The organism is Mesorhizobium sp. M0058, from assembly GCF_040323095.1.
GTDB lineage: Bacteria > Pseudomonadota > Alphaproteobacteria > Rhizobiales > Rhizobiaceae > Mesorhizobium.
The window spans coordinates 204528-224868 of record NZ_JAMYUQ010000011.1 but is presented as its reverse complement, the minus strand read 5'-3'; the positions used below and the strand labels follow the sequence as shown (position 1 = coordinate 224868).

General features: G+C 62.7%; 23 protein-coding genes. 9 read left to right on the top strand and 14 right to left on the bottom strand.

Annotated features, from left to right (window positions below):
- Positions 1–4: 4 nt before the first annotated feature.
- Both NKJ75_RS20700 and NKJ75_RS20695 read right to left on the bottom strand, forming a co-directional pair.
- On the bottom strand, positions 5–1786 hold the full coding sequence (locus tag NKJ75_RS20700; RefSeq protein WP_023672307.1) for a sensor histidine kinase: 1782 nt from the start codon (positions 1784–1786) through the stop codon (positions 5–7).
- A gap of 85 nt (positions 1787–1871) precedes the next feature.
- A complete protein-coding gene (locus NKJ75_RS20695; RefSeq protein ID WP_010912942.1) occupies positions 1872–2573 on the bottom strand; it encodes a response regulator transcription factor in 702 nt (233 codons plus the stop codon).
- 346 nt (positions 2574–2919) lie between these two features.
- Here NKJ75_RS20695 and NKJ75_RS20690 point away from each other — a divergent pair, with 346 nt between their 5' ends.
- The 4 genes from NKJ75_RS20690 to NKJ75_RS20675 all read left to right on the top strand — a co-directional run bounded on the left by NKJ75_RS20690 (position 2920) and on the right by NKJ75_RS20675 (position 7100).
- Positions 2920–4530, top strand: a complete 1611-nt coding sequence (locus tag NKJ75_RS20690; protein ID WP_352500119.1) for a phosphoenolpyruvate carboxykinase — start codon at positions 2920–2922, stop codon at positions 4528–4530.
- 86 nt (positions 4531–4616) lie between these two features.
- Complete coding sequence (gene arfB, locus NKJ75_RS20685) at positions 4617–5051, top strand: alternative ribosome rescue aminoacyl-tRNA hydrolase ArfB (RefSeq protein WP_023672309.1); 435 nt, start codon at positions 4617–4619, stop codon at positions 5049–5051.
- Between the two features lie 158 nt (positions 5052–5209).
- The gene (locus tag NKJ75_RS20680) at positions 5210–5839 is read left to right on the top strand and encodes an alpha-ketoglutarate-dependent dioxygenase AlkB (RefSeq protein ID WP_352500118.1); all 630 of its coding nucleotides are present in this window, start codon (positions 5210–5212) and stop codon (positions 5837–5839) included.
- A 124-nt stretch (positions 5840–5963) separates the two neighbouring features.
- Positions 5964–7100 carry a phosphatase PAP2 family protein gene (locus NKJ75_RS20675; protein WP_023744921.1) on the top strand — a complete coding sequence of 379 codons (1137 nt, stop codon included), beginning with the start codon at positions 5964–5966 and terminating at the stop codon, positions 7098–7100.
- Here NKJ75_RS20675 and coaA read toward each other — a convergent pair.
- From coaA to hisB, 9 genes are all read right to left on the bottom strand, one after another.
- Positions 7087–8046, bottom strand: a complete 960-nt coding sequence (gene coaA, locus NKJ75_RS20670; protein WP_352500117.1) for a type I pantothenate kinase — start codon at positions 8044–8046, stop codon at positions 7087–7089. The genes NKJ75_RS20675 and coaA overlap by 14 nt on opposite strands.
- Positions 8047–8178: 132 nt before the next feature.
- Complete coding sequence (locus NKJ75_RS20665) at positions 8179–8502, bottom strand: phosphoribosyl-ATP diphosphatase (RefSeq protein ID WP_023681408.1); 324 nt, start codon at positions 8500–8502, stop codon at positions 8179–8181.
- Positions 8503–8510: 8 nt separating this feature from the next.
- A complete protein-coding gene (gene hisF, locus NKJ75_RS20660; RefSeq protein ID WP_023828820.1) occupies positions 8511–9317 on the bottom strand; it encodes an imidazole glycerol phosphate synthase subunit HisF in 807 nt (268 codons plus the stop codon).
- The gene (locus tag NKJ75_RS20655) at positions 9314–10150 is read right to left on the bottom strand and encodes an arginase family protein (protein ID WP_352500116.1); all 837 of its coding nucleotides are present in this window, start codon (positions 10148–10150) and stop codon (positions 9314–9316) included. Before NKJ75_RS20655 ends, hisF begins: the two co-directional genes overlap by 4 nt.
- Positions 10147–10893 carry a 1-(5-phosphoribosyl)-5-[(5-phosphoribosylamino)methylideneamino]imidazole-4-carboxamide isomerase gene (gene hisA, locus NKJ75_RS20650; RefSeq protein WP_023694622.1) on the bottom strand — a complete coding sequence of 249 codons (747 nt, stop codon included), beginning with the start codon at positions 10891–10893 and terminating at the stop codon, positions 10147–10149. Before hisA ends, NKJ75_RS20655 begins: the two co-directional genes overlap by 4 nt.
- A gap of 3 nt (positions 10894–10896) precedes the next feature.
- Positions 10897–11187: a DUF1330 domain-containing protein gene (locus NKJ75_RS20645; RefSeq protein ID WP_023672318.1), complete on the bottom strand. Its 291-nt coding sequence runs from the start codon at positions 11185–11187 to the stop codon at positions 10897–10899.
- Position 11188: 1 nt separating this feature from the next.
- Positions 11189–11839 (bottom strand): imidazole glycerol phosphate synthase subunit HisH, encoded by a 651-nt coding sequence (gene hisH, locus NKJ75_RS20640; protein ID WP_023672319.1) that lies wholly within the window; start codon positions 11837–11839, stop codon positions 11189–11191.
- 1 nt (position 11840) lies between these two features.
- A complete protein-coding gene (locus tag NKJ75_RS20635) occupies positions 11841–12317 on the bottom strand; it encodes a DUF2628 domain-containing protein (protein ID WP_352500115.1) in 477 nt (158 codons plus the stop codon).
- 4 nt (positions 12318–12321) lie between these two features.
- Entirely contained in the window at positions 12322–12921 is a 600-nt protein-coding gene (gene hisB / locus NKJ75_RS20630) for an imidazoleglycerol-phosphate dehydratase HisB (RefSeq protein WP_352500114.1), read from the bottom strand.
- 257 nt (positions 12922–13178) lie between these two features.
- Here hisB and hslV point away from each other — a divergent pair, with 257 nt between their 5' ends.
- The 5 genes from hslV to NKJ75_RS20605 all read left to right on the top strand — a co-directional run bounded on the left by hslV (position 13179) and on the right by NKJ75_RS20605 (position 17402).
- Positions 13179–13730 (top strand): ATP-dependent protease subunit HslV, encoded by a 552-nt coding sequence (gene hslV / locus NKJ75_RS20625; protein WP_023672322.1) that lies wholly within the window; start codon positions 13179–13181, stop codon positions 13728–13730.
- Positions 13720–14247: a GNAT family N-acetyltransferase gene (locus tag NKJ75_RS20620; protein WP_352500113.1), complete on the top strand. Its 528-nt coding sequence runs from the start codon at positions 13720–13722 to the stop codon at positions 14245–14247. Before hslV ends, NKJ75_RS20620 begins: the two co-directional genes overlap by 11 nt.
- 4 nt (positions 14248–14251) lie before the next feature.
- Positions 14252–14854 (top strand): DUF2585 domain-containing protein, encoded by a 603-nt coding sequence (locus NKJ75_RS20615; RefSeq protein ID WP_023728854.1) that lies wholly within the window; start codon positions 14252–14254, stop codon positions 14852–14854.
- Between the two features lies 1 nt (position 14855).
- Entirely contained in the window at positions 14856–16169 is a 1314-nt protein-coding gene (hslU, locus tag NKJ75_RS20610; protein ID WP_023672325.1) for an ATP-dependent protease ATPase subunit HslU, read from the top strand.
- Positions 16170–16445: 276 nt separating this feature from the next.
- On the top strand, positions 16446–17402 hold the full coding sequence (locus NKJ75_RS20605; protein WP_352500112.1) for a DUF1402 family protein: 957 nt from the start codon (positions 16446–16448) through the stop codon (positions 17400–17402).
- Positions 17403–17534: 132 nt separating this feature from the next.
- Here NKJ75_RS20605 and NKJ75_RS20600 read toward each other — a convergent pair whose 3' ends face one another.
- From NKJ75_RS20600 to NKJ75_RS20590, 3 genes are all read right to left on the bottom strand, one after another.
- Positions 17535–18752 carry an NAD(P)/FAD-dependent oxidoreductase gene (locus NKJ75_RS20600; protein ID WP_352463453.1) on the bottom strand — a complete coding sequence of 406 codons (1218 nt, stop codon included), beginning with the start codon at positions 18750–18752 and terminating at the stop codon, positions 17535–17537.
- 16 nt (positions 18753–18768) lie between these two features.
- Positions 18769–19083: a MocE family 2Fe-2S type ferredoxin gene (locus NKJ75_RS20595; protein ID WP_023732724.1), complete on the bottom strand. Its 315-nt coding sequence runs from the start codon at positions 19081–19083 to the stop codon at positions 18769–18771.
- A gap of 86 nt (positions 19084–19169) precedes the next feature.
- Entirely contained in the window at positions 19170–20273 is a 1104-nt protein-coding gene (locus NKJ75_RS20590; RefSeq protein ID WP_023828814.1) for a fatty acid desaturase family protein, read from the bottom strand.
- Positions 20274–20341: the final 68 nt, after the last annotated feature.

The following is a 20341-nucleotide window of genomic DNA, read 5'->3' as shown; positions in this document are numbered from 1 at the left end:
GCGATCAGCCTTCGGCCGGCAGCGTAACGACGAAGCGCGCGCCCTTGATGTCGCCGGGCTTGGTGCCGGGGATGTTCTCGGCGGTCAGCGTGCCGCCATGGGCTTCGACGATCTGCCTGGATATCGACAGGCCAAGCCCCGAATTCTGGCCGAACGCCTCGCCGGCCGGGCGGTCGGTGTAGAAGCGCTCGAAGATGCGGTCGATGGCGTCGGCGCGGATTCCGGGGCCGTTGTCGTCGACGGTGACGATGTTGACCTTGCCCGAGCGTGCCAGGGAAATGGCGATATGGCCGTGGTCCTCCGGCACGAAGGAGCGGGCATTCTCGATCAGATTGGTGATGACCTGGCCGATCCTCAGATCATGGCCGGTGACGAAATAGCCTTTGACGCCTTGCGGCAGCTTGGCGGCCTTGAATTCGATCTCGACAGCCTTTTTGTTGCGCGTCGCTTCGCGCGACACGGCGACGAGATCGGTGATGAATTTCTTCAAATCGACCGTGGCGGCATCCTCACGCGCCAGTTCGGCGTCTAGGCGCGAGGCATCGGAAATGTCGGTGATCAGCCGGTCGAGACGCCGGACATCGTGCTGGATGATCTCCATCAGCCTGCCGCGTGAATTGTCGTTCTTGGCCAGCGGCAAGGTCTCCACCGCGCTGCGCAGCGAGGTCAGCGGGTTCTTCAGCTCGTGCGAGACATCGGCGGCGAAGCTTTCGATCGCCTCGATGCGGGCATAGAGCGCATTGGTCATGTCGCGCACCGCGACCGACAAATTGCCGATCTCGTCCTGGCGGTCGGAAAAGTCGGGGATCTCCTCGCGGCTCTTGACGCCGCGCCGCACCCGCACTGCCGCCGCCGATAGCCGGCGCAGCGGATTGGCGATGGTGGATGCGAGCAGCATCGACAGGATGGCGGTGACCAGGGCGGCGATGCCGAACACGCGCAAAATAGCCTTGCGCTCGGCGGCGACGATCTTGTCGATGTCGCCGCCTTCCGTCGACAGCATCAGCACGCCGAGGACGGCGCGGAAGCGCTGGATCGGCACCGCCACCGAAACGATCTGCTCGCCCTGTTCGCTCACCCGCACGATCGTCGACGGACTGCCGGTCAGCGCCTTGACCACTTCCGGGAAGGCCGCACCGTTGCCGCCGGGCTGCTCATGGTAGACGGGCAGGTCCTTGTTGCGGAAGAAGTCGAAGACGAATTTCTGCACGCGCTCCAGCATATCCGGCTGCTCGTCCTCGACCGGCGGCAGGTCGTAGCGCAGGATCTGGCCGCGCGAGTAGAGATGGCGCGAATCGAGCAGCAGATTGGCGTCGCGGTCATAGATGCGGGCCCGGGTGCGCGTCGGCGAAATCAGCCGCCGCAGCACCGGCGCGACGCGCTCGGGGTTGATCGGGAAATCCAGATTGTCGAGCTGGTCTGAGCCCGGCCCCAGGCTTTCACCGGCCTGCAGTTCGAGTAGTTTTTCCGGATCGATGCTGATCGAATCGGTCTCGACCGTTGCCGACGCGGCAATGGCGCCGGCGATGATCTCGCCCTGCGTCATCAGGCTTTCGACGCGGGCGTCGATCAGCCCGTCGCGGAAGGTGTTGAGATAGAGGATGCCGGTGACCAGCACGGCGAGGCCGGCCAGGTTGAGGAACAGGATGCGCCGGGTCAGGCTGGAAAAGATGTGGTGGCCGAGGAAGCGGCGCATCGGCACCGTCAACCTCGACAGGAATGCGGGCAGAATCCGCGACCGCCTGACAGCGCTCGTTCGTCTGCTCCGCTGTACATCCACTGCCATCGAATAGCAGCTCCCGCCTAGTCTTTGGTTTTATGCATGTCGTCGTCCCAAAAACCGCGACCACTTTTGGGCGACATGCATCAACTCAAGCTTCGCGGAACCGGTATCCGACTCCGTAAAGGGTTTCGATCATTTCGAAGTCGTCATCGACGGCCTTGAACTTCTTGCGCAGCCGCTTGATGTGGCTATCGATGGTGCGGTCGTCGACATAGACCTGCTCATCATAGGCGGAATCCATCAGCGCATCACGGCTTTTTACCACGCCTGGGCGCTGCGCCAACGAGTGCAGGATGAGAAATTCGGTGACCGTCAGCGTCACCGGCTCGCCCTTCCAGGTGCAGGTATGGCGTTCCTGGTCCATGACCAGCTGCCCGCGTTCCAGCGAACGGGCCTGCTGGCTGGGCGCCTTTGCCGCAGCTTCGCGGGCGCTGGCGCGGCGCAGCACGGCGCGCACCCGCTCGACCAGCAGGCGCTGCGAGAACGGTTTGCGGATGAAATCATCGGCGCCCATCTTGAGGCCGAAAAGCTCATCGATCTCATCGTCCTTCGAGGTCAGGAAGATCACCGGCAGGTCCGACTTCTGCCGCATCCGGCGCAACAGCTCCATGCCGTCCATGCGCGGCATCTTGATGTCGAGGATGGCGAGATTCGGCGGCCGCGCCGCCAGGCCTTCAAGCGCCGACGCACCATCCGTGTAGGTCTCGACGCGATACCCCTCGGACTCGAGGGCGATCGACACCGATGTCAGAATGTTGCGGTCGTCATCGACAAGCGCGATTGTTGCCATTTCAAGCGGCTCCCTCATGAGCTGTCCCTTCTGTCTTAGAGAAGGGGCTTTTGCAGGACAAATTAGGTACAAAATGTGGCACAGGCTCCACCCGCTGTCGCGGACGGCTTGCCGGCGGCCCCATCGGAACCTCTACACGGGTTGGACGAACACTGTGTGCCAATCCTTTGGGCAACCACCGTGATTTTTTGCACATATAAACGATTTAAACAACTTTCAAAATTTTTAAATCGATTAATGATTTGATATCATTCGGGTTTTCTGGTTCTCACCGTCTCAGCCCCTAACGCGGGCTCGCCGGAAACGCGCCGGCAAAGTGCGGCGAATCCAGAAGAAGGGACCCTTGATGTCGGAAGTCGGCAAACGCAATTCTGCTTGCGCGATCGATCGTATCGGCCTGAAAACCACCGGCACGGTGCATTATAATTTTGGTGCGGCCGCCCTTTATGAGGCAGCGATCCGCCGTGGCGAGGCCCGGTTGACCGCCGGCGGCGCGCTGCTTGCCGAGACCGGCCAGCACACTGGCCGCTCGCCCAAGGACAAGTTTGTCGTCCGCGATGGCGCCACCGAGCCCCATGTCTGGTGGGACAACAACAAGGCGATTTCGGCGGGCCAGTTCGAAATGCTGCTCGCCGATTTCCTTGTCCACGCCGCGAATAGCGATCTCTATGTGCAGGACCTCGTCGGCGGCGCCGATGCCGAGCTGAAGCTGCCGACGCGGGTCATCACCGAATTCGCCTGGCACTCGCTGTTCATCCGCAATCTTTTGATCCGCCCGCAGGCCGCCGAGCTTGAGGATTTCGTGCCGGAGATGACGATCATCGACCTGCCGTCCTTCCGCGCCGATCCGGCCCGCCACGGCAGCCGCACCGATACGGTGATTGCGGTCGATCTCACCCGCAAGATCGTGCTCATCGGCGGCACTTCCTATGCCGGCGAGATGAAGAAATCGGTGTTCACCATGCTCAACTATCTGCTGCCGGAAAAGGGCGTCATGCCGATGCACTGCTCGGCCAATGAGGGCCCGGGCGGCGACGCAGCGATCTTCTTCGGGCTTTCCGGGACGGGCAAGACGACGCTGTCGGCCGATCCGTCACGTACGCTCATCGGCGACGACGAGCACGGCTGGGGACCGCACGGCATCTTCAACTTCGAAGGCGGCTGCTACGCCAAGACGATCCGGCTGTCGGCCGAGGCCGAGCCGGAGATTTTCGCCACCACGCAGCGTTTCGGCACGGTGCTGGAAAATGTCGTGCTCAACGCCGACCGCGTGCCGGGCTTCAACGACGGCCGGCTCACCGAAAACACGCGCTGCGCCTATCCGCTGGATTTCATCCCCAATGCCTCGAAGAGCGGACGGGCCAGCCACCCGAAAAACATCATCATGCTGACCGCCGATGCCTTCGGCATCATGCCGCCGATCGCACGGCTGACCCCGGCGCAGGCGATGTATCACTTCCTCTCCGGCTACACCGCCAAGGTGGCCGGCACCGAGAAGGGCGTTACCGAGCCGGAAGCGACCTTCTCGACCTGCTTCGGCGCCCCGTTCATGCCGCGCCACCCCAAGGAATACGGCAATCTGCTGCGTGAGCTGATCGCCCGCCACGGCGCCGATTGCTGGCTGGTCAACACCGGCTGGACCGGCGGCGCCTACGGCACCGGCAAGCGTATGCCGATCAAGGCGACGCGCGCCTTGCTGGCCGCAGCGCTTGACGGTTCGTTGAAGGCGTCCGGTTTCCGCACCGACGCCAATTTCGGCTTCGAGGTGCCGGTTGCTGTGCCTGGCGTCGACAACGCCATTCTCGACCCGCGTTCGACCTGGGCCGACAAGGCAGCCTATGACCGGCAGGCAGCGCGATTGGTCGGCATGTTCGCCGTCAACTTCGAGAAATTCGAGAGCCATGTCGATGCCGTCGTGCTCGGCGCAGCACCCCGCCTGCAGGAAGCTGCGGAATAGTCGAGACATCTTCACCGAAGCATCCTTGAAAGGCGCGGTCTCGATCGGGCCTTTTCTTTTTTGGTCCGCCGCGCCATGACTGCGGCATGCCTATCGACGACATCATCATATCAGACGAGGCCGTAATCCACCCGGGCGACCTGCACGAGGATTTCATCCGCTCGTCGGGTCCCGGCGGCCAGAACGTCAACAAGGTGGCGACCGCGGTCCAGTTGCGCTTCGACGCCGCCAATGCGGCTGGCCTGTCCGAACGCGTGCGCGCGCGCACGATCAAGCTCGCCGGCCAGCGCGCCACCAAGGACGGCGTCATCGTCATCGAGGCCGGCCGCTTCCGCACCCAGGAGCAGAACCGGGCCGATGCCCGGGCAAGGCTGACGGCGCTGGTCGCCAAGGCCGCGGAACCGCCGCCGCCGCCGCGCAAGAAGACCAGGCCGTCGAAAGGCTCGGTGGAGCGGCGGCTGCAAAGCAAGGCAGGGCGCGGCACGATCAAAAAGCTGCGCGGCCGGGTAGAGAACGACTAAGGACCGCGCCGACTGCGTGCATAAAGCGGCCTCCCCTTCGGAACCGCAGCCGCAAGGTTTCACCATTGCCACAGAAAGGGAGGCCGACAACGGTGGCTTTCGGGTCGCCGTTTCTGATTGGCGGTGGCATGGTTTCAGTATCAACCGGAGGCGAAGTCATGCTCGTTCTGCCCAAAGGCGTCCGCCACATGCCTGGTTATCTGTCCCGCGCGGCGCAGGAAGCGCTGGTCGAAGAGGTGAGGACCATTGTACAGCGGGCGCCGCTGTACGTGCCGGCGATGCCGCGGACCGGCAAGGAGATGAGCGTGCGCATGACCAATTGCGGCACGCTCGGCTGGGTCACTGACAAGGAGTTGGGCTATCGCTACCAGCCAACGCACCCACTCACCGGAGAGCCATGGCCGCCGATCCCGGACGCGCTGCTGCAATTGTGGCGGGAGGTTGCCGCCTATCCGAATCCGCCGGAGGCCTGCCTGGTCAATTTCTATACGCAGGACGCCAAAATGGGTCTGCACCAGGATCGCGACGAAGCCGATTTCTCGGCCCCAGTGGTCTCGGTGTCACTTGGCGACGATTGCCTGTTCCGGGTCGGCCAAGTGACGGGCAGGGGGGCCACACGCGACGGCGGTACCAAATCGTTCCGCCTGAAAAGCGGCGACGTCGTCGTGCTCAGCGGCGAAGGCCGGCTCTGCTTCCACGGCGTCGACCGCATCTATCCGTCGACCTCGGCGCTGCTGAAAAATGGCGGCCGGATCAATCTGACGCTGCGGCGGGTGACCTTGCCTTGAAGAGGTGAGAGTGCAATCTTGCACTTACTGAACCACTGACCTTGCGAATGAAAAGTCCCTAACGGAATTTAAGGTTTCGGCCGCTAGTCTGCGCCAAAACGTCATCATTCCCGGTGTGGATACCATGCTCGAAATCGAATCCGAAGTGATTTGGCGCTACATTCGAAATGCCGCATGGCGCACGGTTTCGATCGCCCGCTCGGATGCATCGCTCTACCTGTTCATTGGCATCTACACTGCAACGGGGCTGGGGTTTCTGGCTTGGGTCGGCGCGCTCCATCGCACCGCATACCAGACCTACGTGCCGATATGGCTTATGGTTTTCGGTTTCGTGCTGCCGGCGGTATCGCTTCTCCTGGAAACCGGCTGGCTTTTGCATCGATTTGAGCGTCGGCGGAAATTTGCTGCGGGCAAGATGTTCTCAGCCGAGCGGATGGCGGTTCTCTTTTCCGGCATATGTCTGTTGATGGGCATCATGATTTTCCAAAGCACCTTCACCTCGGTCAAGAACGGCATGTCCGTCCTGTGGAAAGGTTTCCCCTATGATCGCGCCTTGGCAGATATCGATGCCTATCTGCATTTCGGCACTGATCCGTGGCGATGGCTCTACGTTATCGGCAAGCATGACTGGGTACGGGAATCCGTCGGATGGAACTACGACATGCTGTGGTTCATCATTTGCTACAGCATGCTGTTTTTCATGGTCACGTCACCACGCACCACGCATCTGAAGAGACGCTATGTGCTGTCCTTCATGGTGGTGTGGATAGTCGTCGGAAACATCCTGGCCGGGCTGTTCATGTCGGCCGGACCGGCGTTCTACGGCTATGTCACCGGCGATGTGCCACGCTTCGGTGAACAGCTTTCGTTTCTTGCGCAAAGCCCGTCGGCGAGTTCCGCCGCCGTGTACCAGCAGTATCTGTGGACGCTCCAGACCGAGGGTGTGACTGGACTCGCGTCGGGAATATCGGCATTTCCAAGCGTTCATGTCGCCTTGATCACCCTGAATGCGGTGTATACCTGGGAGTACGACCAGCGGTTGGGCGCCATCGCATTTCTGTATGTCGCCTTCATAGTCGCGAGTTCGGTCTATCTTGGTTGGCACTATGCGATCGATGGTTATGCGGCGGTCGCGCTCACGATCGCCCTATGTGCGGCCGTCCGCAAGCTGGTACCCGACGGCGAAATCCTGATGCCAAGCCCGGCCCGGCAATCGGCGACTGGCGGCAGCCGCCCGGCGGCGGCGGTCACAGTTTCCTGAGCGCCACATCCTCGACCAGGTGATTGGCGCCCTTGCGCAGGATGAGGTCGGCCCGCGCCCGTGTCGGCACGATGTTCTCGCGCAGGTTTTTCAGGTTGATGTTGGCCCACAAGCCTTCCGCAATGGCGCGCGCGGCGTCTTCCGAAAGCTGCGAATAGCGGTGGAAGAAGGAGTCCGGATTGCGGAAGGCCGTCTCGCGCAGGCGCATGAAGCGGGCGATGTACCATTGGTGGATCAGCTTCTCGTCGGCATCTATATAAATGGCGAAATCGAAGAAATCCGACAGGAACGGCACGATCTTGCCGTCCTTCGGCAATTTGCCGGGTTGCAGAACGTTGATGCCTTCGAAGATCAGAATGTCTGGCCGGTCGATGGTGACGAACTCGCCGGGAATGACGTCATAGGTCAAATGCGAATAGACGGGCGCGCGGACATTGCGCTGCGCCGACTTGATGCCCGAGAGGAAACGCAGCAGCGCACCGACATCGTAGCTGTCGGGAAAGCCCTTGCGCTCCATCAGATTGTCGCGCCGCAACACCTTGTTGGGTAAGAGAAAACCGTCGGTGGTGATGAGATCGACCTTGGGGCTCGACGGCCAGCGCGCCAGAAGCTCCTTCAGCACGCGCGCCGTGGTCGATTTGCCGACCGCAACCGAACCGGCAATGCCGATGATGAACGGTGTCTTGACCACATCCAGCGCGTTGAAGAAGGCCTGGCGCTGGCGAAACAGCAACTGGCTGGCCTCGACATGCGCCGAAAGCAGCCGCGAGAGCGACAGATAGATGCGCTTGACTTCTTCCAGGTCGACCGGATCGTTCAGTGAGCGCAGACGGTTGATCTCGTCTTCGCCCAGCGTCATCGGCGTGTCGGCGCGGAAGTTCGACCATTGCTCGGCCGAGAAGAAACGATAGGGGGAATATTTCTCGGTCGGAGCGAGCTGGTCCATCGAGTTTCCTGCCCTCTAGAGCATGAGGCCGAAAAGTGTGAAGCGGTTTTCGGGCGACATCATGCTCCCTCTATCAATTTAGAGACGGATTCAGATTTAAGGCCTCGGCCCGAAATCATCCGGCTCTAGCGGTCAGCCTTTCGGCCGGGATGCCTTTTCAGTGACGCCCGAACGGCCGGTGCGGCCCTCAAGCTCCTTCAGCACCTCGCCCAGCGAAACGCCGGCCATGCCAAGCACGACGAGCCAATGATATATGAGATCGGCACTTTCGGAAACGAGGGCTTTCTCGTCGCCCTTGACGGCGGCAATGACGGTCTCGACTGCCTCTTCACCAAGCTTCTGCGCCGCCTTGTCGATGCCTTTGGCGAACAGTTTTGCCGTCCACGAGTCCGGGTCGCCGGAACGGGCGCGTTCGCCAATGATCGTTTCCAGATCGGACAGCGAAAATTCAGCCATGGCGCAGCCTACAGCCTTTGTGGAGTGGATTGAACCGGGTAGTCCAGCCGCATCGGTAACCCGGCCTCGGCCATATGCGCCTTGGCTTCCGCAATCGTGTAAGTGCCGAAATGGAAGATCGAGGCGGCGAGCACGGCGCCGGCATGGCCGTCGCGAATGCCCTCGACCAGATGATCGAGCGTGCCGACGCCGCCCGACGCGATCACCGGCGCGCGCACCGCATCCGCTATCGCGCGGGTCAGCGCAATGTCGTAACCGGCCTTGGTGCCGTCGCGGTCCATTGAGGTCAGCAGGATCTCGCCAGCGCCGCGATCGACCATTTTTCGCGCAAACTCGACCGCATCGATGCCGGTCTTTTCACGGCCGCCATGGGTGAAGATCTCCCAACGGCCGGGCTCTTTCGGCGCCGACACCTTCTTGGCGTCGATGGCCACGACAATACACTGGTTGCCGAACTTGTCGGCGGCTTCCGCGACGAAATCGGGGTTCTTCACCGCCGCAGTGTTGATCGACACCTTGTCGGCGCCGGCCAGCAACAGTTTGCGAATATCGGCCACCTGGCGCACGCCGCCGCCGACGGTCAGCGGCATGAAGCATTGTTCGGCGGTGCGGGCGACGACGTCGAAGATGGTTTCACGGTTGTCGGACGACGCGGTGATATCGAGAAAGCAAAGCTCGTCAGCGCCGGCCGCGTCATAGGCTTTGGCCGCCTCGACCGGATCACCGGCATCGATGAGGTCGACGAAATTGACGCCCTTGACGACGCGGCCGTTCTTGACGTCGAGGCAAGGGATGACTCGGGCCTTCAGCATCAGCCCTTCTCCATCGTCGCCAGCAACTCGCTGAGCAGTTCGCCGACCAGCGGCGGAACCTCGGCCTGCGCATCGAACGCCGGATCGTAGGCGGAAATGGTGATGCCGGAAATCGGCAGCAGGCCGGCCATGCCGCAGACAGCCTGACGCAGCTGTTTCGGCTCCGGGCCGCCGGGCGTGGTGTAGCGGTTGACCTGCAGCGCCCCGGGGTCGTGCACGTCGAGATCGAGATGCAGGTGCACCCGCTTCGCATCCGGCGCCTTCAGCCTGCCGCTCGCCGTCGCCCAGTCCGGGCATTCGGTGCGGATGACCGGCAACGTCTTCAACAGCTCCGTTTCGGCCGGATCGAGATCGCGCGCGTTGACCAGCACGCAGCGCGCCGGATCGATCGGCCGGAAGCCGGGGATGGCCGAGGCCATCGGCTTCCAGCACAGGCCGAGAACCGTGGCCAGCGCCATGCCGTCGAGAAAGCCGAAGATGGACGTCTCCGGCGTGTTGAGATCGCCATGCTGGTCGGCCCAGATGATCGCATCGGCATCCTCGCCGGCAACCGCACCGGCCGATGTCAGACAATTGCCGGCCAGCACGATGGGAAGCCGGCCGCGGTCTATGGCGATGCGGACCTCGCCGGAGACGGCACCGCACACGGCAAAGCCGGTGGCGATCTCGCGCTGCTGTTCGTCGCCAACCCTGCCGATATCGGTGACGACGACGTCATGCCCGGAGAGCGTCAGCGCGTCGACAAGCCCGCCGGCGATGAGTGCATCCGGGCCTCGGCCCATGCCGCCGTGATAGTGGCCGCTGTCATAGGAGGCCAGGATGATGGAGATTTTCACGGCCGGGTCTCCATCGCCTTGCCCTGCAGCACCGCCAGCGCCTCGGCCGGATCGATGCGCCCGTCATAGAGCGCGCGACCGGAGATGGCGCCTTCCAGTTTCTTCGCGTCGGGCATGGTCATGCGCACGATGTCGGCGATCGAAGCCAGCCCGCCCGAGGCGATGACCGGGATCGAGACCGCGTCGGCGAGATCGATCGTGGCATCCCAGTTGATGCCGGTCAGAACGCCGTCGCGGTCGATATCGGTGTAGATGATGGCGGCAACGCCGGCGCCTTCGAATTTCCGCGCCAGTTCGATGACGCCGAGGCTGGAGGCCTCGGCCCAGCCTTCGACCGCCACCTTGCCGCCCTTGGCGTCGATGCCCACGGCGATCTTTCCAGGAAATTCCTTGCAGGCTTCCCGGACCAGGTCGGGATCGCGCACCGCCACCGTGCCGAGGATGACGCGGGCCAGCCCGCGGTCGAGCCAGTCCTCGATCTGCGCCAGCGTGCGGATGCCGCCGCCGAGCTGCACCGGGTTTTTCGTCGCCTTGAGGATGGCGCCGACCGCCGCGCTGTTGACGCTCTGGCCCTTGAAGGCGCCGTTGAGGTCGACGACATGCAGCCATTCAAACCCTTGCTCTTCGAAGGCCTTGGCCTGGGCCGCAGGGTCGTCATTGTAGATGGTCGCGGTCGCCATATCGCCGTGCTTCAGCCGCACGCACTTGCCGTCCTTGAGGTCGATGGCCGGAAACAGGATCACCGTTCAGACCCCTTCCACAATGGCGAAATGCGAGGTCGAATAAGCGCGCCGGAATTTCAGCGCTGCCTGGTATTCGGGGGAATGGAAGCAAGCCAGCGCGACCTCGTAGCTTTCGAACTCGACGATCACATGGCGATTGCCGGACGGCCCTTCCGGGCTTGACGACTGACCGCCTCGCGTCAGGAATTTCGCGCCGTATTTGTCGAACGCCGCTTTGTTGGCGGCGATGTATTTCGGATAGTTTTCCGGATCGGTCACATCGACCATCGCCATCCAGTAGCCCTTCTTGCTCATCTCAAGGCCTCCAGCGCAGGAAGTTGGTGATCAGTGCCAGGCCGAGCGCCTGGCTCTTTTCCGGATGGAATTGCGTGCCGGCAAGGTTACCGCGCGCGACCGCCGCCGTTACCGGGCCGCCATAATCGGCGACGGCCAGCACTTCGTCCGGCCTTGTCGCGTCGAGATGGTAGGAATGAACGAAATAGGCGTGCAGACCCTTAGGCCCGGTCGCAATACCCGAAAACAGCGGGTGCTTGCGCTCCAGATCGATGGTGTTCCAGCCGATTTGCGGGATCTTCAGCGCCGGATCGGCGGGCGTGATCTCCTTGACGTCGCCGGCAATCCAGCCGAAGCCCTTGGTCACGGTCTTTTCCAGGCCGCGCTGCGACATCAGCTGCATGCCGACGCAGATGCCGAGGAACGGCCGCGCCTTGGCGATCGCTACCTCTTCCACCGCTTCCCACATGCCGGCGACGCCGCGCAGGCCCGCCGCGCAATCGGCATAGGCGCCGACGCCGGGCAAAACGATTCGGTCGGCGCTGCGCACCCGCTCGGCGTCGGCGGTCAGCTCAATGGCAGCGGCAATGCCGGCTTCATGCGCGGCGCGCTCGAAGGCCTTGGTGGCCGAGCGCAGATTGCCCGACCCGTAATCGATGATGGCAACCCGCATCTCAGGCTTTTCCCGGCGTATGGCTCAGGCCCAGCGTCAGCCCGGTCTGCGTCGGCCGGGCCAGGCTGGCGTCCGGCACGATGCGCGGCAGCGGCGCCGGCTCGTCGGCAAGCGCCTCGGCGTCCAGTGTCTGGCGGATGTCGGCATCGTCAGGATTGTCGGCTTCGACGACGCCCCATTCATGCCAGCCGCGGCGGCGCAGCGCTGCGATCCGCAGCCCTTGGCCTTCCAGCCCTATATAGAGCGAGACCAGTAAAGACAGTGCGGAGCCGGCCCAGTCCAGTCCCAGCCATTGGCCGAGCACCGAGATGAGCCCCATGGCGACGAAGGCGAGCGCCGCCTCGATCCACAGCCTGTGCCAGGCGAGCCACAGCGGCGCCACCAGGAAAGCCAGCCAGGAAAAACCGTCGCGGACAAAAATGGGTGCGTCGGCCGCCTCGGTGCGGCCTGGCGGTTCCATCACGACATAGATGGCCATCAGCCTACCCTTTCAGAGATCCCTTGGTGGAGGGAACTGCATCGGGCTGGCGCGGGTCGCGCTCCAGTGCGAAACGCAGCGCGCGCGCCACCGCCTTGAAGCAGGTCTCAGCAATATGGTGATTGTTGGCGCCATAATGGTTGGTGACATGCAGCGTGATACCGGCATTCTGCGCCAGCGCCTGGAAGAATTCACGCACCAGTTCGGTGTCGAACGTGCCGATCTTCGGCGAAGAGAAGGCGACATTCCAGACCAGGAACGGACGGCCCGACACGTCGATCGCGGCCCGCGTCAGCGTCTCGTCCATGGCAAGGTCGACAGAGGCATAGCGCATGATGCCGCGCCGCTCGCCCAGCGCCTTGGCCAGCGCCTGGCCGATCGCAATGCCGGTGTCCTCGACCGTGTGGTGGTCGTCAATGTGCAGGTCGCCCTTGGCCTTCACCGTGATGTCGATCAGCGAGTGGCGCGACAGCTGGTCCAGCATATGGTCGAAGAAGCCGACGCCGCTCGACATGTCGGATTTTCCGGTGCCGTCGACGTGGACCGAGACGCTGATCTCGGTTTCCTTGGTCTTGCGGCTGACTTCGGCGGTACGGGACGCCATGACCTTGTCCTTGTCTTTGGGCATACGACACTTTTGGCAACTGACCGGGGCGAAACGAAAAGACAATGCCTCCAGGCGCTCATTTGCTTGAAAACGAAAGCCTTCTAGCAGCATGATCCTGCGATGGCCAGTTGCGATGCGGACCGCTATCGGCCCATGGCGGAGGCGGTTTGCAATCGTTAGCCCCATGCATACATATGGCCGATCGAAATCCCGCGCCAATCGCCTTATCGGGATCGCGCGAATCGGAGCAGCAGATGTCCAATGAACTGAGCATGCACGCCACGACCATCGTGACGGTGCGTAAGGGTAACAAGGTGGTGATCGCCGGCGACGGCCAGGTCAGCCTTGGCCAGACCATCATGAAAGGCAACGCCAAAAAGGTGCGCCGCATCGGCAAGGGCGGCAATGTCATTGCCGGTTTCGCCGGCGCCACAGCGGACGCCTTCACCCTTTTGGAGCGGCTGGAAGCCAAGCTCGAACAATATCCCGACCAGTTGACGCGCGCCTGCGTCGAGCTCGCCAAGGACTGGCGCACCGACCGTTATCTGCGCCGGCTGGAAGCGATGATGCTGGTGGCCGACAAGTCGGTTTCGCTGGCGCTCACCGGCACCGGCGACGTGCTGGAGCCCGAATTCGGCGTCATGGCCATCGGTTCCGGTGGCAATTATGCGCTGGCCGCTGCCCGCGCGCTGATGGACAGCGACAAGGATGCCGAGGAGATCGCCCGCAAGGCGATGCAGATCGCCTCCGACATTTGCGTCTACACCAACAACAACTTTGTTGTCGAAACGCTCGATGCCGGCTAACCCGCCGGTGCTCTATGATTTTCGACCGGTTACCGAAAAAGACCTGCCGATGATCGCCGGCTGGCTGGCCGAGCCGCATGTCGCCGAATGGTGGGACGATCCGGAGACGGAAATCGCCGAAATCCGGGAGCACATTGACTCTATTTCTGTAGAGCCGCTGATCGTCGAGCTCGACGGCAGGCCGATCGCCTATCTGCAGAGCTACGATCCGCATCTGGAAGAGGACCATCCCTATGCCGACCAGCCGTTCGGCACGCTCGGCATCGACCTGTCGATCGGCGTGCCTGACCTGGTTGGCAAAGGTCATGGCTCGGCGATCGTCAGGCAATTCGTCGAGCAATTGTTCGAGGAAGGCGCGCCGCGCGTCATAATCGATCCGCATCCCGGCAATGGCCGCGCCATCCGCGCCTATGAAAAGGCCGGATTCCGCGTCATTGATCGCAGGCACTCTAGATATGGCGACGCCGTGCTGATGGCTGTCGATGGCAAAGAGAGCGACGCGGAAGAAGGGGAATGAGTTGATGGCGACACCGGGCACTGCCAAAAATTACTCGGCCTACGAAGACAGCTGGCGGATGGGGCTTCTGCTCGTGCTCGCTCTGCTCATCTTCCAGGCCGGTGCGCTTTACGGCATGGGCCGCACGCCGATCTGCACCTGCGGTTACGTCAAACTCTGGCACGGTGTGGTGAACAGTTCGGAGAATTCCCAGCATATTTCCGACTGGTACACGTTCTCGCACATCATCCACGGCTTCCTGTTCTACGCCTTGGCCTGGGTCCTCTTCCCGCGCTCGCCAATCGGTCTGCGCCTGGCTTTCGCCGTCGTCATCGAGGGCGGCTGGGAACTCCTGGAAAACAGCCCGTTCATCATCGAGCGCTACCGCGCCGGCACCATTTCGCTGGATTACTATGGCGACTCGATCATCAATTCGGTGTCCGACACGCTGGCCATGGTGCTGGGGTTTGTGATGGCCAGAAAGCTACCTATATGGAGCATCGTCGGCCTCGCCCTCATCTTCGAACTGGGTGTCGGCTACCTCATCCGGGACAATCTGACGCTCAACGTGATCATGCTGCTGCATCCGTTCGAGTCCATCAAGCAGTGGCAAAGTGGAATTCAGTGATATGACCACCTTCTCTCCCCGTGAAATCGTTTCGGAACTCGACCGCTTCATCATCGGCCAGAAGGACGCCAAGCGCGCCGTGGCCATTGCCTTGCGCAACCGCTGGCGCCGCCAGCAGCTGGAAGGCCAGATGCGCGAAGAAGTGATGCCGAAGAACATCCTGATGATCGGCCCGACCGGCGTCGGCAAGACCGAGATCTCGCGCCGCCTGGCGCGGCTCGCCGGTGCGCCTTTCGTCAAGGTCGAGGCCACCAAGTTCACCGAAGTCGGCTATGTCGGCCGCGATGTCGAGCAGATCATCCGCGATCTGGTCGAGATCGCCATCGGCTTGGTGCGCGAGAAGATGCGCGAGGACGTGAAGGCGCGCGCGCACCTCAATGCCGAGGAGCGCGTGCTGGAAGCCCTGGTCGGCAAGACGGCGAGCCCGGCGACCCGCGATTCCTTCCGCAAGAAGCTGCGCGACGGCGAGCTCGACGACAAGGAGATCGAGATCGAAGTTGCCGACACCGGCACCGGCGGCATGCCCGGCTTCGAGATCCCCGGCATGCCGGGCGCTAATATCGGCGTGCTCAACATCAACGACATGCTGTCGAAGGCGATGGGTGGCAAGAAGACCAAGGCGCGCAAGACGACGGTCAAGGAATCCTACGCGCTGCTGGTCAACGACGAGTCCGACAAGCTGCTCGACCAGGACGAAGTCGTGCGCCGGGCGCTGGATGCGACCGAAAATGACGGCATCGTCTTCCTCGACGAGATCGACAAGATCGCCTCGCGCGAAGGTGGCATGGGCGCCGGCGTCTCGCGCGAAGGCGTGCAGCGCGACCTGCTGCCGCTGATCGAAGGCACGACGGTTGCGACCAAATACGGACCGTTGAAGACCGACCACATACTGTTCATCGCCTCGGGCGCATTCCATGTCTCCAAGCCCTCCGACCTGTTGCCGGAATTGCAGGGCCGCCTGCCGATCCGTGTCGAGTTGCGGGCGCTGGAGAAGGACGATTTCATTCGCATCCTCACCGAGACCGAGGCAAGCCTGATCAAGCAGTATATCGCACTGATGAAGACCGAAGGCGTCGATCTCACCTTCACCGACGACGCCATCGATTCGCTGGCCGGCATTGCCGTCGACCTCAACGCCAGCGTCGAAAACATCGGAGCGAGACGCCTGCAGACGGTGATGGAGCGTGTGTTGGACGAGATCTCCTACGACGCGCCGGACCGCAACGGCACCAGCGTCGCCATCGATGCCGCCTATGTGGAAAAGCATGTCGGCGACCTCTCGCGAAACACAGATTTGTCGCGATTCATCCTTTAAACGAGGGCGCCGGTTCATCCGGCGCCGGTATTAGAGCGCCGCGCGTCCTTTGGACGCGCAAAGGTCGCTCTAACAGTATTGAACCGACGCATCGGACTTTCCAAAAATCGGTTTCGATTTTTGGGCCGATGCTTAGGCAACAGTTTCCGGCAAACATCATCGTGTGTGGCCGGATGGTATCATGCGGCCACCTTTCGTCTTGCCGGCTGCAAGGGCACTCTCGACTCGACCGGGAGCTTTACCTAATTTGCGCGGCAATTCTCTAGGCGGCGGCGCATGAAAAAACTGATCCTTGTCATTCTCGGCTTGACGCTGGCGGCGACGCTGTTCGCGGCTGACGCGGCGACATTGGTGCCGGCGGGCAACCGCAATGCCGTGCAGCCTGACATACCGGGCGCCTCCAGCCGCCGCACCCAGGCCACCAACACCACCTTCCAGGCCAAATACCGCAAGGTCTACGCTCTGTTGCAGAACGACGCCGAATTGCGAGCCAAGATCAGGAAGGCGGCTGCCGCTTACGGCATCAACCCCTTGCACATCGTCGGTGCCATCGTCGGCGAGCACACCTACAATGTCGATGCCTACGACCGGCTGCAGACCTACTACGTCAAGGCGATCTCCTACCTCTCCAGCAAGCTGTCCTTCGCCTATGACGGCGAGGACATCACCGATTTCGTGCAGCGGCCGGAATTCAAGAAGTGCACAATGTCGGACAGCTACGACCTGTGGGAATGCCGCGAGCAGGTGTGGAACCGCTCCTTCCGCGGCAAGACCGTCGGCGGCACCAGCTTTCCCAACGACCGCTTCGGCGCCACCTTCTTCCAGCCCTATTATGCCGGCCAGACCTTTGGCCTCGGCCAGCTCAACCCGCTGACCGCGCTGCAGATGAGCGATCTCGTGCACAAGGTGTCGGGGCTGCCCGAACTCGATGTCGGCGATCCCAATGGGGTCTACAAGACCATCATGGATCCGGATCTGACATTGCCCTACGTCGCAGCGACGATCAGAAAATCGGTCGACGCCTACAAAAACATTGCCGGCTTCGACATCTCAGGCAATCCGGGGCTGACCGCCACGCTCTACAACGTCGGCAATCCCGAGCAGCGCGCCTATGCGCTGAAAGCAGAGAACGACAAGCGCCGCGCGGCGGGTGAGACGGTCAAACTGCCGGAAGAGAATTATTACGGCTGGCTGGTCAACGACAAGCTGGACGAGCTGAAGGCGCTGTTTTAGCGGGCTTAGCTCAGCCGTCTACCTCCCCCTTTGTGGGGAGGTCGGACCGCAGGTCGGGGTGGGGGCCGGTGCCGCACCCCACCCCGCTGCTTCGCAGCGACCCTCCCCACAAGGGGAGGGTAAGTCAGTCCTTCACGCTGCCAGCAACGACTTCAGCTTCACATCCGGCGACCCCAACGCCTCCGGCGCCGGCCTAGCCCGCTTGGCGATCAGCATCTCGGCCAGCCTGATGTCGCGCGCCACGGCATTGCCCGTACCGAGGCCGCTCGCCGCCACCAGCCTGCCATCCTCGGCCAGATGAAACAGAATAAAAGCACCGTCGCCGAGATCGCGGCGGACCGTGCTTTTGCCCTCGTCCGAAAGGCCGGCGATCTGCAGCGACAAACCATACTGATCCGACCAGAACCATGGCACCGCGGCATGCGCTTCGCGGGCGCCCAGCATGTTCTTCGCGGCCAGCGCACCCTGTTCCTGCGCATTGCGCCAGGCTTCCAGCCGCACCCGCCGGCCAGCATAGACAGCGAGCGGAAACGAGCAGCAATCGCCGGCGGCGAAGATGTCGGGATCGATTGTTTGGAGTTCGCCATTGACGGCGATGCCGTTATCGACGGTCAGGCCCGCTTCCGCGGCAAGCCCGGTCACCGGCACGGCGCCGATGCCGATGACGGCGAGATCGGCGACGATGTCCTGCCCATCGGCGAGCATGATGTGCACCTCAGCGCCGTCGTCGGCGATATCAGCGATGCCCTGACCGGTGAGCACGGTCACGCCTTCGGCCTCATGCGCCTGATGGATGATTTCAGCGATCTCCGCCGGCACCCCGCGCATGAGGATGCGCGGCTGCGCCTCAATGACCGTGACGCTGGCCCCGAGCTTGCGCGCCGAAGCGGCGAGCTCCAGGCCGATAAAGCCACCACCAATGATGGCGATGCGGTTTGCCGGGCTGAGGTGGGCGCGAATGGCCAGCGCGTCGGCAAAGGTGCGGAGGTAGACGCAGCGCGGCCCCAATCCCGGCATCGGCAGCTTGCGCGGTGTCGAGCCGGTCGCCAGCAACAGCTTGTCGTAGGGCAGGGCCGAACCGTCCGACAGCCGCACCGTATGCTCCGGCCGGTCGATCGCCACCGCTTGAACGGAATGGATATGCCGGATGGATTTCTCGGCCAGGATTTCGTCGCTGGCGATCGTCTTGATCTCGGGCGCGTCGCTCGTCATTGCGTCCTTGGACAGGGGCGGCCGCTCATAGGGCAGATGGGGTTCGTCACCCACCAGCGTCACCGGCCCGTCATAGCCCAGTTCGCGCAGAGCAAGGGCTGCCCGCCCGCCGCACTCGCCGGCGCCAATGATGACCATTCCCGCCTGCATGGTCCTACCCGATCTGGATCAGCACTTTGCCGGCCTCGACCTTTACCGGATGCGTGGCGAGATTGACGCAAACCGGCGCGCCGCGTGCCGCCCCCGTCTTGTAATTGAAGCGGCCATTGTGCTTGGGGCACTCGATGATGTCATCCATCACCAGCCCGTCGGCCAGATGCACCTTTTCGTGCGTGCACAGGCCATCGGTGGCGAAGTAGTCGTCATCGGGGCTGCGATAGATGGCGAAGGTGCGGCCGCCATGATCGAAGCGCATCACATCCTCTTCATCGATGTCGCCGGCAGCACAGGCCTCGACCCAGTCGCTCATTTTTTCTCTCCCAAAGCAATTCCAGGAAAAGTGCGTAGCGGTTTTCCGTCCGGAATTGCGTCAAAACAAACAGTCTAACAGGATCGTCATTCCGCCGCGGCGGCGACGGCGTCGTTGTGGAATTCCTCGCGATAGGGCCGCGCCGTCGGCGGCAGTTCGCGCTTGAGGAAATAGTCCTCGTTGCGCAGCTGGCGCAAAAAGGCCGGGATCATCTCGCGGTAGCCGGCCAGGATCGACGGCGTCGGCGCCGGCAGATCGTGCTTGATCAGCGCATGCAGTTTCGGCAGCGCATGATAGGGCACCATCGGGAACATGTGGTGTTCGACGTGATAGTTCATGTTCCAGTAGATGAAGCGGCTGACCGGGTTCATGTAGACGGTGCGGCTGTTCAGCCGGTGGTCGACGACATTTTCCGCCAGCCCGCCATGCTGCAGCAGGCCGACCATGACATGGTGCCAGGCGCCGTAGAGCCGGGGCAGCCCGACCAGCATCAGCGGCAGCCATGAACCGAAATACAGTGCGATCGCGATGGTGACGGCATAGATCGCCGTCCAGATTCGGGCGATGCGAATGGCTTTAGGCTGCTCCTGTTCGGGGATAAAAGTCTTTTCCGCCGCGCTGATATTGCCGGCGGCGTTGCGCAGCATGTCCGACATCGCCTTCCAGGCGTCGATCACGCCGACGAAAGCAAGCGCGACGCGCAACAGGTCCGGCGGCCGCATGACGGAGATTTCCGGGTCGCGGCCGACGATGATGGTGTCGGTGTGGTGGCGGGTGTGGCTCCAGCGCCAGGTCACCGGATTGCGCATGATCATGAAGCAGGCGATCTGGTAAACCGCGTCGTTCATCCACTGGGTGCGGAAGGCGGTGCCATGGCCGCATTCGTGCCAACGTGAGTCGGTGGAGGAGCCGTAGAGCACGCCATAGACGAAGAAGAACGGCACGCACCACCAGCTGCCCCAGAACCAGGCGCCGCCGGCGGCGCTCAGGATCAGCGCGGCCAGCCAGATCGCGGTGTCGCGGATCGCCGGCCCGTCGGAGCGCTGCATCAGCTCCTTCATCTGCTTGCGCGGAATATCGGTGTGATACCACTCGGCCGCCGCCAGCCCGGTCTCGACGGCGAGCTTGGAATCGCGGCCCATCAGGCTGTAGTCGCGCCGGGACGGTGGTGTGGATAGTGTCGCTTCCATAGGGGCTGCCTCCGTCGGCCACAGCATCCGTCAGGACGGATATGTCCATTACAGGCGCTTGTGTCCGA